General features: G+C 74.6%; 11 protein-coding genes and 2 pseudogenes. 7 read left to right on the top strand and 6 right to left on the bottom strand.

Features of this window, described 5'->3' with window-relative positions; genetic code table 11:
- Positions 1-303 precede the first annotated feature (303 nt).
- On the top strand, positions 304-888 hold the full coding sequence (locus tag O4U47_RS04705) for an ArsR/SmtB family transcription factor (RefSeq protein WP_270676293.1): 585 nt from the start codon (positions 304-306) through the stop codon (positions 886-888).
- 137 nt (positions 889-1,025) lie between these two features.
- Positions 1,026-2,528, top strand: a complete 1,503-nt coding sequence (locus tag O4U47_RS04710) for a serine hydrolase domain-containing protein (protein ID WP_270676294.1) — start codon at positions 1,026-1,028, stop codon at positions 2,526-2,528.
- A 38-nt stretch (positions 2,529-2,566) separates the two neighbouring features.
- Here O4U47_RS04710 and O4U47_RS31240 read toward each other — a convergent pair.
- Positions 2,567-2,954, bottom strand: a pseudogene (locus O4U47_RS31240) (NACHT N-terminal Helical domain 1-containing protein).
- Between O4U47_RS31240 and O4U47_RS04715 the strand changes: the two are divergent.
- On the top strand, positions 2,887-3,300 hold the full coding sequence (locus tag O4U47_RS04715; protein ID WP_270676295.1) for a hypothetical protein: 414 nt from the start codon (positions 2,887-2,889) through the stop codon (positions 3,298-3,300). The pseudogene O4U47_RS31240 and the gene O4U47_RS04715 overlap by 68 nt on opposite strands.
- 405 nt (positions 3,301-3,705) lie before the next feature.
- Positions 3,706-4,161: pseudogene (locus O4U47_RS31245) on the top strand (TetR/AcrR family transcriptional regulator); the annotation flags it as partial.
- A 43-nt stretch (positions 4,162-4,204) separates the two neighbouring features.
- Here the strand turns inward: O4U47_RS31245 and O4U47_RS04730 are convergent.
- From O4U47_RS04730 to O4U47_RS04750, 5 genes are all read right to left on the bottom strand, one after another.
- A complete protein-coding gene (locus O4U47_RS04730) occupies positions 4,205-7,180 on the bottom strand; it encodes an FAD-binding and (Fe-S)-binding domain-containing protein (protein ID WP_408638930.1) in 2,976 nt (991 codons plus the stop codon).
- Between the two features lie 35 nt (positions 7,181-7,215).
- Positions 7,216-8,334 carry an enolase C-terminal domain-like protein gene (locus O4U47_RS04735; protein ID WP_270676298.1) on the bottom strand — a complete coding sequence of 373 codons (1,119 nt, stop codon included), beginning with the start codon at positions 8,332-8,334 and terminating at the stop codon, positions 7,216-7,218.
- A 99-nt stretch (positions 8,335-8,433) separates the two neighbouring features.
- On the bottom strand, positions 8,434-8,751 hold the full coding sequence (locus tag O4U47_RS04740) for a DMT family transporter (RefSeq protein WP_270676299.1): 318 nt from the start codon (positions 8,749-8,751) through the stop codon (positions 8,434-8,436).
- Complete coding sequence (locus O4U47_RS04745; RefSeq protein WP_270676300.1) at positions 8,739-9,155, bottom strand: DMT family transporter; 417 nt, start codon at positions 9,153-9,155, stop codon at positions 8,739-8,741. Before O4U47_RS04745 ends, O4U47_RS04740 begins: the two co-directional genes overlap by 13 nt.
- A complete protein-coding gene (locus O4U47_RS04750) occupies positions 9,152-9,892 on the bottom strand; it encodes an SDR family NAD(P)-dependent oxidoreductase (protein ID WP_270676301.1) in 741 nt (246 codons plus the stop codon). Before O4U47_RS04750 ends, O4U47_RS04745 begins: the two co-directional genes overlap by 4 nt.
- Positions 9,893-10,165: 273 nt before the next feature.
- Between O4U47_RS04750 and O4U47_RS04755 the strand changes: the two genes are divergently transcribed.
- From O4U47_RS04755 to O4U47_RS04765, 3 genes are all read left to right on the top strand, one after another.
- Positions 10,166-10,513, top strand: a complete 348-nt coding sequence (locus O4U47_RS04755) for a DoxX family protein (RefSeq protein ID WP_270676302.1) — start codon at positions 10,166-10,168, stop codon at positions 10,511-10,513.
- A 348-nt stretch (positions 10,514-10,861) separates the two neighbouring features.
- On the top strand, positions 10,862-11,554 hold the full coding sequence (locus O4U47_RS04760; protein ID WP_270676303.1) for a hypothetical protein: 693 nt from the start codon (positions 10,862-10,864) through the stop codon (positions 11,552-11,554).
- Between the two features lie 55 nt (positions 11,555-11,609).
- On the top strand, positions 11,610-12,173 hold the full coding sequence (locus O4U47_RS04765; protein WP_270676304.1) for a dihydrofolate reductase family protein: 564 nt from the start codon (positions 11,610-11,612) through the stop codon (positions 12,171-12,173).
- Positions 12,174-12,209: the final 36 nt, after the last annotated feature.

Here is a 12,209-nt window from a genome sequence, read left to right on the forward strand (position 1 = left end):
GCCCGCCGACCTTCGTCGTCGCCGCCATCCACCCTGCGCCCCGGCGGCCCGCCACTCGGCCGGGGTCCGTCAGCGGGGCACCAGCTCGTCCCGTCGTTGCCGCCCCGCCCACCCGGACCGCGAGGGACCCGCCGGACGGCAACCAGGCCAGGGGAACCGCTCGGCTCGCTCCGCCGCCGCCCATCACGGTGACCACGTACGCACCCGCACTTGACAGCACTGCGCACCTACTCGGGCCCTGCTCGGGCGACGTGGAGGCTGCTTCGACTTGTACGTAATTACGTAAGTGCGTAATCTCGAAGTGTGGAGAACCGTGAGGAGCGCATCGATGAGCGGCTGGCCGAGCTGGAAGAGCGGGTTCGGCGGCTGGAGCGGGACGCGGAGCGCGGCGCCGACGAGCCGGACGGAGCATCGGGATCCGCAGGGGCGGAACCGGCCGCCGAGGACGGACCCGGTGACCGGTCGGGCGGGGTGCCGGACGGCGAGGTCTTCTGGGCCCTGAACCGCCTGAAGGCGATGGCCGCCCCCGACCGGGGGGCCGTGCTGTTCACCGGGCAGGTGCCGCTGCCCACCGGCGAGAACTACGAGTGGCAGATGGCGGCCGAGGCGACGGAGCTGCTCCAGTCCGACTGGACCGAGGTCGCCTCCTCCATCGAGGCGCTCGGGCACCCGGTCCGGCTCACCCTGCTGCAGCGGGTGCTCTCGGGCGTCGGCGACACCGCCGCCCTCAAGGAGGACCCCGAGCTGGGGACGACCGGCCAGCTCTACCACCACCTGCGCCGGCTCACCGCCGACGGGTGGCTGCGGTCGGCCGGGCGGGGGCGCTACCGGGTGCCGCCCGAGCGCATCGTGCCGCTCCTGACGGTGCTGATGGCCGCGCGGCGCTGACCGCGCCGAGGACGGAGACTGTGATGCATTGGACGGGGACGGAACAGGCGAGGCACGACGGACGGGCGGACGGTGCCGACCGGGCACCGGAGGGAGCCGGTCCCCGGAAGGCGGCGGCGGTCGCCGCCGGGGTGGGCGTGGCCGCGGCCATCGGCGCCTACCTGCTGTTCCCGGTGACGCCGCCGGTGGAGCGGAACGTCTCCGGGGACGAGGAGATCGCCGAGGCGGTGCTGGCCGAACTGCCGCGCGGATCGGCGGTCGGGGTGTCGGTCCTGCTCGAAGAGGACGGGCAGGCGCGCTCCGCACAGCTCGGCACCCGCGGCGGCGGTGAGCCGGTGGGGGAGGGGACGCGGTTCGAGACCGGGTCCCTGCAGAAGGTGGTCACCGCCCGGCTGCTCGCGCAGATGGTCGAGGACGGCGACGTCGAGCTGGACACCACCCTCGGCGAGATCTGGCCGGACGTGGACTTCGCGGACCAGGCGGTCGCCGACACCACGCTGGAGAGCCTGGCCACGCACACCTCGGGGCTGCCGCCCCTGCCGTTCGGCTGGGACCCGGGGCTCACCCGGAGCATTCTGCCGACGAACTTCTTCGGAACCGACCCGTACGGGGGGACGGGCTCCCCGCTCCAGGCCGCGGCGTCCGCGGAGGACAGCGGCGCGGCACCGGACTCGCCGCAGGTGTACTCGAACTTCGGGTTCGCGCTGCTCGGGGAGTCGCTGGGGGAGGCGGCGGGCGCGGACTACCGCACCGCCGTGACCGAGCGGGTGCTGGAGCCTCTGGGCATGGACGACACGGTGGTGGCCGGCCCCGGCGACGGGCCTCCGGAGGACGCGGCGCTGCCGTACCGGGCCGCGTCCTCCCCGGCCGTGCAGTGGTCGGGCGGCAGCTACGCCCCTGCGGGCCTCGGGACGTGGAGCACGCCGGAGGACCTGAACCGGTTCCTGGCGGCGGCCCGGGACTCGGAGGACCCCGTCACGCGATTGACGCACGAGCCGCGCGAGGTCGAGGGCGTTCCCGGAGAGGAGGAGTTCGACGGGCGGTCCGGTCTGGCGTGGGTGCTGTGGAACGTCGAGGGGACCGAGGTGGCCTGGCACAACGGCGCCACGAGCGGAACGGTGACGTTCGCCGCGCACACCGGTGACGGCCGATCGGTGGTCGTGATGGCCGACTCTGCGAAGGTGCCCGCCGAGCGGATCGGCTTCGGGCTGTTGGAGATGGACTCCACGCCCTTCGCCGACGACGGCGGGGGCGGGGTCGCCGCCTACTGGAGTGCGGGGGTCGGGGTCTTCCTGGCCGTGCTGGTCCCGCTGATCACCTTGGTGCGGATCGTGCGGGGCAGGCTCCAACGGGTGCGGCTGGCCCGGGTGAACACGGTCGCCGAGTCGGCGGTGTCGGTGGCGGCCTGGGCGTGGGCGTTCGTCCTCGGGGACTGGGGGACGGTGCCCCCGGCGGTGTGGGCGCTGGGCGGAGGCCTGGTCGCGGCGTCGCTGGTCACGGCCGGGTTCCGGTGGCCCGCGACGGGCGGGTCCGGTGCGGCCCCGGCCCGCTGGTACTCGTGGATCATGCCGGTGGTGAACGTGGCGTTCGCGGTGCTGGTCCTGTGGGGCACGGCGACGGCGGTCGGGCAGATGCCGTGAGCGGATGAGGGATCGATACCTGGGCCGGGGCGAGCGGATCACTCTGCTCCCCGGCCCGAGCCGGTCCGCGCCGATGATCTTCTTGGGTAGGCGCAGCACTCGGGGAGAAGCCGGTCGTTGACACCGGTCGCCGTCTCGCTCAGGTCGCGTGTCGCCCGCGGGCTGGTCTCGCGGATCCTGCGCCCAAGGTGCGGCGGGTCGAGGTCCTGGTCGAACAGTGGCGGCCAGGACGGCCGCCTCGCGCTCATTGTCGGGCAGCCCGGCGGACTCGTGCCCGAGCTGGTCGATCACCCGCTTGGCGATGGTGGCGCCGAAGTCCGCGAAGCGCCGATCGGGCTTGCGGCGGTCCATGGCGTCGGTGACACGCTTACTGAGCAGGTCGGTGGCGGTGGCGCCGACGTCGGCCGCGAACGGGACACTCTCCATCCACAGCTTCGGCGCGGTCTTCACGACGGTGGTCCCCGGCTTGAGCGCGGGGTCGGGCATCGGCCTCCTCCAGGGTGCTGGAAACGCCGATTCTGCCGGGGTTCCGGCGTTGGAGCCCGCCGGGGAGCGGAGCCGGGAACGGGTCCTGCGAATGTGTGCCATGGTGCTGCCCGCGCTGGTCGAGCGGCTGCCCGGGCTGCGCCTGGAGGCGCCGGCGTCGGAGCTGCCGTACAAGCACGACGTCCTGGTCTTCGGCCTGCACAGCCTCCCGGTGAGCTGGGGTGGCCAACAGCGAAGGCCACCGCGGACCGGGAGGTGTGCGTCGGCGCGGGGATGTGCGTCCTGACCGCCCCTGACCTGTTCGACCAGGACGAGGACGACGGCCGGGTGCGGGTGCTCACACCGGAACCCGCGGGGCCCGACGGAGGGCGGCGCGCGAGGCCGAACGCCTGTGCCCCTGCCGCGCGGTGCGCGTGGCGGAGCCGGACACCGTCCTTTCCCCAGGTGCACCGGGAGCACCTCGCGCAGCTGCCAGCCGACCGTGAACACCGGGATGAGCGAGGTCATGGGCTCCTGGAAGACGACGGCCGATGCCCCCCCCCCGGACCCGGGGCGGCGGGCGTTGCGCTTTGTGTGGTGATCGCTACATAATCGCTAGGGCGGAGGGCCGGTATCCAGGAAGGCGGTGACGGCGATGGCGGGTCGCGGGCGGCCGCGCCGCTTCGACCGGGACGCCGCGCTGCGGACGGCCATGCGGCTCTTCTGGGAGCACGGCTACGAGGGCACCTCGCTGTCCATGCTCACCTCCGCGATGGGCATCACCCCGACCAGCCTCTACGCCGCCTTCGGCTCCAAGGACGCCCTCTTCCGCGAGGCCGTCGCGGCCTACAACGCGCCCGAGAACTCGCCCACCGACCGCGCGATGGGGCGCCCCACCGCCCGTGAGGCCGTCGAGGAGATGCTGCGCGCCAACGCCGACGCCTACGTCGACCCCGGCACCCCGTCGGGCTGCATGGTGGTGCTCTCCGGCATCAACCTGTCCGAAGGGCACGAGGAGGTCGGCCGCCACCTGGCCGACCTGCGCGGGCAGGACCGTGCGAAGGTGCGCGCCCGCATCGCCCGGGGGGCCGAGGACGGCGACCTGCCCGCCGGGATCGACGCCGACGTGCTGGCCGACTACGCGCTGACCCTGCTCCACGGCCTGTCGGTCCAAGCGCGCGACGGCGCGGGCCGCGAACGCGTGCAGGCGGTCATCGACGCCGCCATGGCGGGCTGGGACCGGATGGTGGGGACCTTCTCCGCTCGTGCGGCTCCGGCTCCTCCCGGCCGTCCAGGACTTCGGCCAGGTGGAGGGCCCTCCGCTCGGTCCCGTGGGCGATCTGGGTCCGGCAGCTGAACCCGTCCGCGACGACCAGGGTCTCCGCGTCCGCCTCGCGCACCGCGGGCAGGAGCACGCGTTCGCCCACGGCCATGGACACGTCGTAGTGGCCCCGTGTGAAGCCGAAGTCCCCCGCCAGGCCGCAGCAGCCCGAGTCGAGGACCTGCTCGTCGACGCCCGCCTCGCGCATCAGCCTGCGGTCCGCGTCGAAGCCCAGGACGGCGTGCTGGTGGCAGTGTGTCTGCACGATCGCCCGGCCCGGCCGCCGCCGCGGCCGCCATTCCCCGTCGGGGGCACAGTGCACCAGCGCCTCGGCGAAGGTGGCCATGTTCTCCCGCAGCCGCCGGAAGTCCTCGTCGTGCGGAAACAGCTCCGCGGAGTCCGAGCGCAGGACCGCCGTGCACGACGGCTCCAGGCCCACGACCGGCGTGCCCGCCCGCACCCACGGGCGCAGCGCCCGCATCGACCGGCGCAGGGCCGCGCGCGCCGTCCGAAGCTGCCCGGTGGTGATCCACGTCAGCCCGCAGCAGGCCTCCTGCTCCGGGACCGCCACCCGGAACCCGGCCTCCTCCAAGACGCGCACGGCGCAGGCGCCGATCTGCGGGGCGAAGTGGTCGGTGAAGGTGTCGGGCCACACCACCGCCGCCCGCGGGTCGCCGGGCTCCGGCTCGGGTGTGCCGCGCCTGCGCCACCAGTGGCGGAAGGTCTCGTCCGCGAACTCGGGCGCCTCCCGCTGAGGCGCCACCCCGGCCGCGCGCTTCCCCAGGGGCGCCACGCCGGGCGCCCGCAGGACCGCGTTCGCCGCACGGGGGACGAGCCGCGCCGCGCGCGCGAGCACCGGCAGCCACCCCAGTGAGTAGTGGGCCGCGGGCCGGATGCGCCCGCGGTAGTGCTGGGCCAGGAATTCCGCCTTGTAGGAGGCCATGTCGACCCCCATGGGGCAGTCCGACTTGCACCCCTTGCACGCCAGGCACAGGTCGAGCGCCCCGCGCACCGCCTCCGAGCGCCAGCCGCCGCTCACGGGCGAGTCGTCGTGCCCGTGCAGCATCTCGAACAGCAGCCGCGCCCGCCCCCGCGTGGAGTGCTCTTCGGACCCCGTCACCATGTACGACGGGCACATCACCCCGCCCTCGTGCCGCCGGCACTTGCCCACCCCCACGCAGCGCTCCACGGCGCGGGAGAAGTCGCCCGAATCATCGGGGTAGCCCAGGAAGGTGCCCGGGTGGGCGGGGGAGTACCCGGCCCCGAACCGCAGGTCGGCGTCGAGCGGCCGCGGGTGCACGACCTTGCCCGGGTTCATCCGGTCCTGCGGGTCGAAAACCGCCTTGGTCTCCTCGAACGCCCGGACCATGCGCTCCCCGAACACGGTCTCCAGCAGCTCGCCGCGCGCCTGCCCGTCGCCGTGCTCACCCGACAGCGACCCTCCGTGCGCGGCCACCAGTTCGGCCGCGCGCCCGATGAAGCGCCGCGCCTTCGCGATGCCCTCCTCCGTCTTGAAGTCGAAGGGGCTGCGCACATGTACGCACCCGTGGCCGAAGTGGCCGTAGAACGCGGGCCGGGGGTAGCCGAAGTCCGCGTAGAGCCCGACGAGGTCGTGCAGGTAGTCGCCGAGCCTCTCGGGGGCGACGGCCGAGTCCTCCCAGCCCGGCCAGTTGTCCGGGCGCCCGGTGATCCGCGCGGTGGCGCCCAGGCCCGATTCGCGCAGCGCCATCAGCTCCTCCTGGACGGCCTCGTCCGCTGTGAGGAACACCGTCTCGTCGTCGGGCGAGGCCCCGACGCCGCGCAGCACGTCGCGCGCGGCGTCGGCGGCGGCGTCCGCGTCGGCGCCGCCGAAGCGGAGGAACAGCCAGGAGCCGCCGGGCGGCAGCAGCGACCGCCCGTGCGGGTGCATGCCCTTGTCGGCCATATAGCCGACGAGGGTCGCGTCGACGGCCTCGATCTGCTGGGGCGTGATCCCGCGCGCGGCCCCGGCCTCGGCCACCTCCGCGGCCGCGTGGGCGGCCCGGACGACGTCCGGGTAGGCGACGACGGCGGTGGCGGTGGCCGGCACCGTGGGCACCAGCCGCAGCTCGGCCCGCAGCACGGTCGCCAGGGTGCCCTCGGTGCCGACGAGCAGCCGCGCGGTGTCCATGCCGCCGTCCTCGGAGCCCGTGCCCAGCAGGGCGTCCAGGTTGTAGCCGGACACCGCACGCGGGATGCGCGGCATGCGGTCCCGGATGTCGTCGGCGTGGCGGTCACGGATCGCGGCCAGCCCCCGGTGCAGCTCCCCGCGGGCGCCCGGTTCCGAGGCGAGCCGCTCCAGCTCATGCTCGCCGGTCGGGCCGGCGTGCAGGCGCAGGCCCCCGTAGGTCAGCGCCTCCAGCCCTTCGACGCTGTCGGCGGTCCGCCCGTAGGCCTGGGCGCTGGCCCCGCAGGAATCGTTGCCGACCATCCCCCCGATGGTGCACTGGGCGTGCGTGGAGGGGGACGGACCGACCATCAGCCCCCTGCCGGACAGGCGCCGGTTCAGCTCGTCCAGGACGATCCCCGGCTCCACGACGCAGGTCCGCGCCTGCTCGTCCACCGAGACGAGCCGGTCGCAGTGGCGGGTCCAGTCGATGACCACCGCGGTGTTGGTGCACTGGCCCGCCAGGCTGGTGCCGCCGCCGCGGGACAGCACCGGCGCGCCGTACTCACGGCACACCGCGGCCGCCTCGGCCCCGGCCTCCGTGCTGCGGGGCGTCACCACACCGATGGGCACCGCGCGATAGTTGGAGGCGTCGGTGGAGTAGGCGCCGCGTGCTTGGCGGTCGAAGCGGACCTCCCCATCGACGCGCTCCTCCAGTTCCTCTTCCAGCCCGTCGTACACGGGTCCCCCTTCCCGGTCCGTGCTCCGCCCGGTCCTCAGCCCACGCGGTACCGCTCGGCGTCGGCCGCCTTGAGCCGCATGCCGTGCCCCGGCGCCGACGGGTCGGGGGCGAGATCCCCCTCCACCGGGCGGGGCGCCCCGTCGAGCAGTGCCGACTCCACGCGCTCGTGGTCGGCGAACCATTCGATGTGGCGGACGTTGTGCGTGGCGACCGCCGCGTGCACCGCCAGCGCCGGGGCGCAGTGCGCGGACACCGCGAGGCCGTTCCCGGCGGCCGCGGCGGCCGCGCGGAACCACGTCCCGAAGCCGCCGCAGCGGGTGACGTCCGCCTGAAGGCAGTCCACCGCCCCGGCGCCCGCCATCCGGGCCAGGTAGGGCAGGTGGTACCCGTATTCCCCGGCGGTCACGTCGGCGCGCACCCCGTCCCGCACCCGGCGCAGCCCGTCGAGGTCGTCGCTGCTCACCGGCTCCTCGAACCACGCCACCCCGAGCGCGTCCAGCACGGCGCCCGCGCGCAGCGCCCGCTTGGCGCCGTAGGCCCCGTTGGCGTCGGCGTAGACCTGCGCGCCCCCGGCGGCCTCACGGGCCCGTTCGATGCGGGCGGGGTCGGGGTCCTCGGGCCCGGTCTCCGGCGTGCCGCCGATCTTGATCTTGACCGCGTGCGCGCCGAGCTCCTGGGCCCACCATCCGGCCCGTTCGGCCGCCCGCAGCGGCTCGGGGCCGGTGAAGCCGCCGCTGGCGTAGACCGGGACCGCCCGGCGGACACGGCCGAACATCCTGCACAGCGCGATCCCGTGCGCACGGGCGGCGGCGTCCCATAGGGCGGTCTCCACCGCCGACATGGCGCAGGACACCAGGCCCGGCCTGCCGTCGTTGCGCACGGCCCGCCGCATCGCGTCCCATGCGGCGGGCACGTCCAAGCCGTCGCCGCCGTGCACGGCGGCCCCCAGCACCCGCCGCGCATAGTCGGCGCAGGTGGCGTCGGCGTAGGTGTAGCCGAGCCCCTGCGCCTCCCCGATGTCCACCCGCACCACCACCATGGTGGTGGCGCCCCAGGTCAGGGTGGCATCGGATTCGCGTTCCGGCAGGGGGACACGGTAGGCGGCCGCGTCTGTGCTGCGGACCGCCGTGTCCGGTGGCGCCGTCGGCCCCATGACGCCTCCCCCCGTGGCTCGGCTCCGCGCGCCCTGCAACTGGGCCCGGACCCGTACCGCTACCCGTCGCGGCGCCGATTCAACGGGCCACCCGGAGGTTCAGCCGCCGATCAGGTTGAGTCCCACCACCCCCGCGATGACCGCCGCGAGGCCGGCCAGGCGCGTGCGCGACGCGGGCTCGCGGAAGGCGGCCATCCCGGCGGCGGCGACCCCCACGGTCCCGATGCCGACCCAGGCGGCGTAGGCGGTGCCCACCGGCAGGTCCCTCAGGGCGTAGGAGAGCAGGCCGAGGCTGACCATGGCTGTGCCCAGACCCAGCACGCTCCAGCCTGGGCGGGTCAGCCCGTCGGCCCTCTTGAGGGCCAGCGACCAGACGATCTCAAGCAGTCCGGCGACGGTCAGGATCACCCATGCCATCGGTGCCTCCCCGGTTCCTCGTCAGCTCCGCTCGGCGGGGTCTCGGGCCGGCTGAGGATGACGACGCCCGCGACGATCAGTCCCAGGAACAGCAGCCGCGGGAGTGCGACCGGCTCGCCGAGGGCCAGCATCCCGGCGACGGCGACGCCGACGCTCCCGATGCCGACCCAGGCGGCGTAGGCGGTGCCCACCGGCAGGTCCCTCAGGGCGTAGGAGAGCAGGCCGAGGCTGACCATGGCCGTGCCGATCCCCGCGGCGGCCCAGCCCGGCCGGGTGAGGCCCTCGGCCTCCTTGAGCGCCAGGGACCAGGCGATCTCCAGCAGCCCGGCCACGACGAGGACCGCCCAGGAGAACGCGGCGCGGCGGTGCCCGCCGCGCGGGCGGTGGCGCTGGACCGTGCTCACGCCGTCACGCCGCCGTCGACGGTGATCGACGTGCCGGTGATGTAGGCGCCGCCGGGACCGGCGAGGTGGGCCACCGACGCGGCGATCTCCTCGGGGCGCGCGTAGCGGCCCAGGGCGGTCAGGGCGCGCTCCTCCTCGGCCCCCTGGCCGTCGGCCGGGTTCATCTCGGTGTCGGTGGACCCGGGGTGGACGATGGCCGCGGTGATCCCGCGTGGGCCCACATCGCGGGCCAGGCCCTTGGTGAACCCGGTCAGCGCGGACTTGCTCATCGCGTACAGGCTGATCCCCGGCGCCGGGACGCGCTCGGCCAGGCTGCTGCCGATGGTGATGATGCGCCCGCCCTCGCCCATGTGGCGCAGGGCCGCCCGGACGGCCACGAACACCGCGCGCACGTGGACGGCCATGGTGTCCTCGTAGTCCTCCAGGGTGAGCTCCCCGATGTCGCCGTAGGGGAAGACCCCGGCGTTGTTCACGAGGACGTCCAGCGATCCCAGTGCGGAGGCGGCCCCGTCCACCGCGGCCGTCACCGCCCGGGGGTCGGCCGCGTCGGCGCGCAGCGCCACCGCCCGGCCTCCCGACTCCTCGATCCCGCGGACCACCTTCTCGGCGCGGTCCCGGGCCGAGGTGTAGGTGATCGCGACCGCGGCGCCCTCCTCGGCCAGGCGGGCGGCGGTCGCCGCGCCGATGCCCCTGCTGCCGCCGGTGACCAGTGCGGACCTGCCGTCGAGCGAACCCATGGGGGTGGCCTCCTCCTCGCAGATTTTTATGTAGTGATCGCTACATAATTGCTGGGACCGGGGTCGGGCGTCAAGGGAGGGCGGTGGGCGCGATGGCGGGACGCGGACGGCCGCGGCGGTTCGACCACGAGGCGGCGCCGGAGGCGTCCGCCCCCGCCTCCTGAGCGCCCGCGGCCCGAGTCGACCGGGCAGGGCCGCCCCACCGGTCACACTTTCGCGGTGCGCTCCGTCAGTGCGGTGAGACCATCCCCCCGACGCTGAGGAGCATCCGAGATGACCATCGCCTACATCGCCGTCACCGTGCTCGCCGCCGCCATGGTGGGGTTCTCCGCCGTCGTCCTCTACCGCGAGGCCGACTGGATCGTCACCGCCATGAAGATCTACGGAGTCCCCCGCTCCTGGTGGCCGTGGCTGAGCGCCGCCAAGGCGGCCGGGGCGCTCGGGCTGCTCGTCGGCCTCCTCGTCCCCGCCGTCGGGGTGGCCGCCGGGGTCGGCCTGCTCCTGTACTTCATCGGTGCCGGGATCACCGTCCTGCGTGCACGGCGTTACTCCCACATCCCCGCGCCGCTGCTCTACCTCGCCCCCGTGGCGGCCTCCCTCTGGCTCGGGGCCGCCGTATGAACCTGCACGTGAACCGACACGCGCATCCCTGACCGGAGTCGGCCAGGCGCCCTTCCGCCCGTTTCGCAGGTGATCGGCCCGGCGCTACCGACCGTAATGGTCGATGGACTCTCGGCCCTGTCCGCCCCGCGGCCGCTTTCCTACGGTCGCGGGGCATTGTCCGTGCGGGTTCGACCATGAAAGCCGGAATCGATGACGACAGGGCCGATGAACGCAGAGCCGAGGGGACCAGGCGCCAAGGACCGTCCCGGCGGGCGGCACCGGGCCGCCCGGAACGGCGCCTTCCGAGGACTCTTCAAAGGGCGGAGACAGGACAGCGCACCCTCGGGGGCGGCAGAGGAGGAGGCCATGGGAACGGGGGGCGACGGCGCCGACGCCGCCGACGGGGGTGCACCGGGGGACCCGGCGATCCCGGAGGGCGGGGCCCACCGCGTCACCTCCTGGGCGGGCGGCGAGTGGTGGGCGCCGCTGCTGTACCGGCTGGCGAGCGTGCAGCGGGCCGGAGCCGCACACGGGCTCCTGGTGCACACGGTCGACCTCACCGGGGAGCGGCCCGCGCTCATCGCCTCCTGGCCCGGGGGCCGGGAGCGGCGGGTCCGCGTCGCCCCCGGGATCGGGGCGGCGGCGCTGGTGGACGCGCTGCGCCCCGGCGGGCCCATCGTGCCGCCCCCGCACGACGACGGCGGACCGTTCGGCGCCCCCGGGCGGGACGCCCCCGTCCCGATCCGCCACGCCTGTCTCCTGGAGGAGCTGAGCGGCTCCTCGCAGGCCTGGTCGGCGCGGGCCGGGGAGCGGTTCGGGCTGTTGCGCATCGAGGTGCGCACCGGCGGGGGCCGGGCCGGGGAGGCCGTCACCTACCTGGCCGCCGACCGGCCCGCGCGCGGCGACGCGGTGGTGCTGCGGGTGCCGCCCACCGCCCCCGCCGAGACCGCCGGGATCGCCTACCGGGTGGTGGACCGCCTGCGCTGGACCCGCACGACCGGGCTGCCCGCGCTGGGGCGCATCGCCGGGCGGGAGGCGTTCCTGGACTTCCTCCCCTGAACGCCGCCCGCCGCGGGTCCCCGAGAACGTCCTTGGTGCGGGCTAGCGTCGGTGCATGGGCAAGGTCATCGTCATGTCATCGGTGTCGGTCGACGGGTTCATGGAGGGGCCGGGGCGCAGCCTGGCCTGGCACATGGTCGACGACGAACTGCACACGCACTTCAACGGCGTCCTGCGCGACGCGGGGGCGTTCATGTCCGGACGGGTCGGCTACGAGCTGGAGGCCGAGGTGTGGCCGGACGCCGACGCCGACCCCGGGGCCCCCGCACCGGTCGCCGACTTCGCCCGCATGTGGCGCGAGAAGCCGAAGTACGTCTTCTCCCGGACGCTGTCGGAGGCGGGGTGGAACACCACCATCGTGCGCGAGGTGGACCCCGGGCACATCGCCGGCCTCAAGGACCGCCACGGCGACCTCTACCTGGGCGGAACCGACCTGACCGGAGCCTTCCTCCGCCAGGGCCTGGTGGACGAGCTCCGCTTGTACGTGCACCCCGTGCTGGTGGGCGGCGGCCGCCGCCAATTCCTCGACGAGGGCGGCCTCAGGCCGCTCACCCTGGCAGAGCACCGGGTGTTCGGGAACGGTGTGATGCTGCTGCGCTATGCCTTCCCATCGGATTAGAGGTTACGTCCAAGGTTCTGAACAGCGGATTGGTCC

It is taken from the genome of Nocardiopsis suaedae (assembly GCF_027706745.1).
GTDB lineage: Bacteria > Actinomycetota > Actinomycetes > Streptosporangiales > Streptosporangiaceae > Nocardiopsis_A > Nocardiopsis_A suaedae.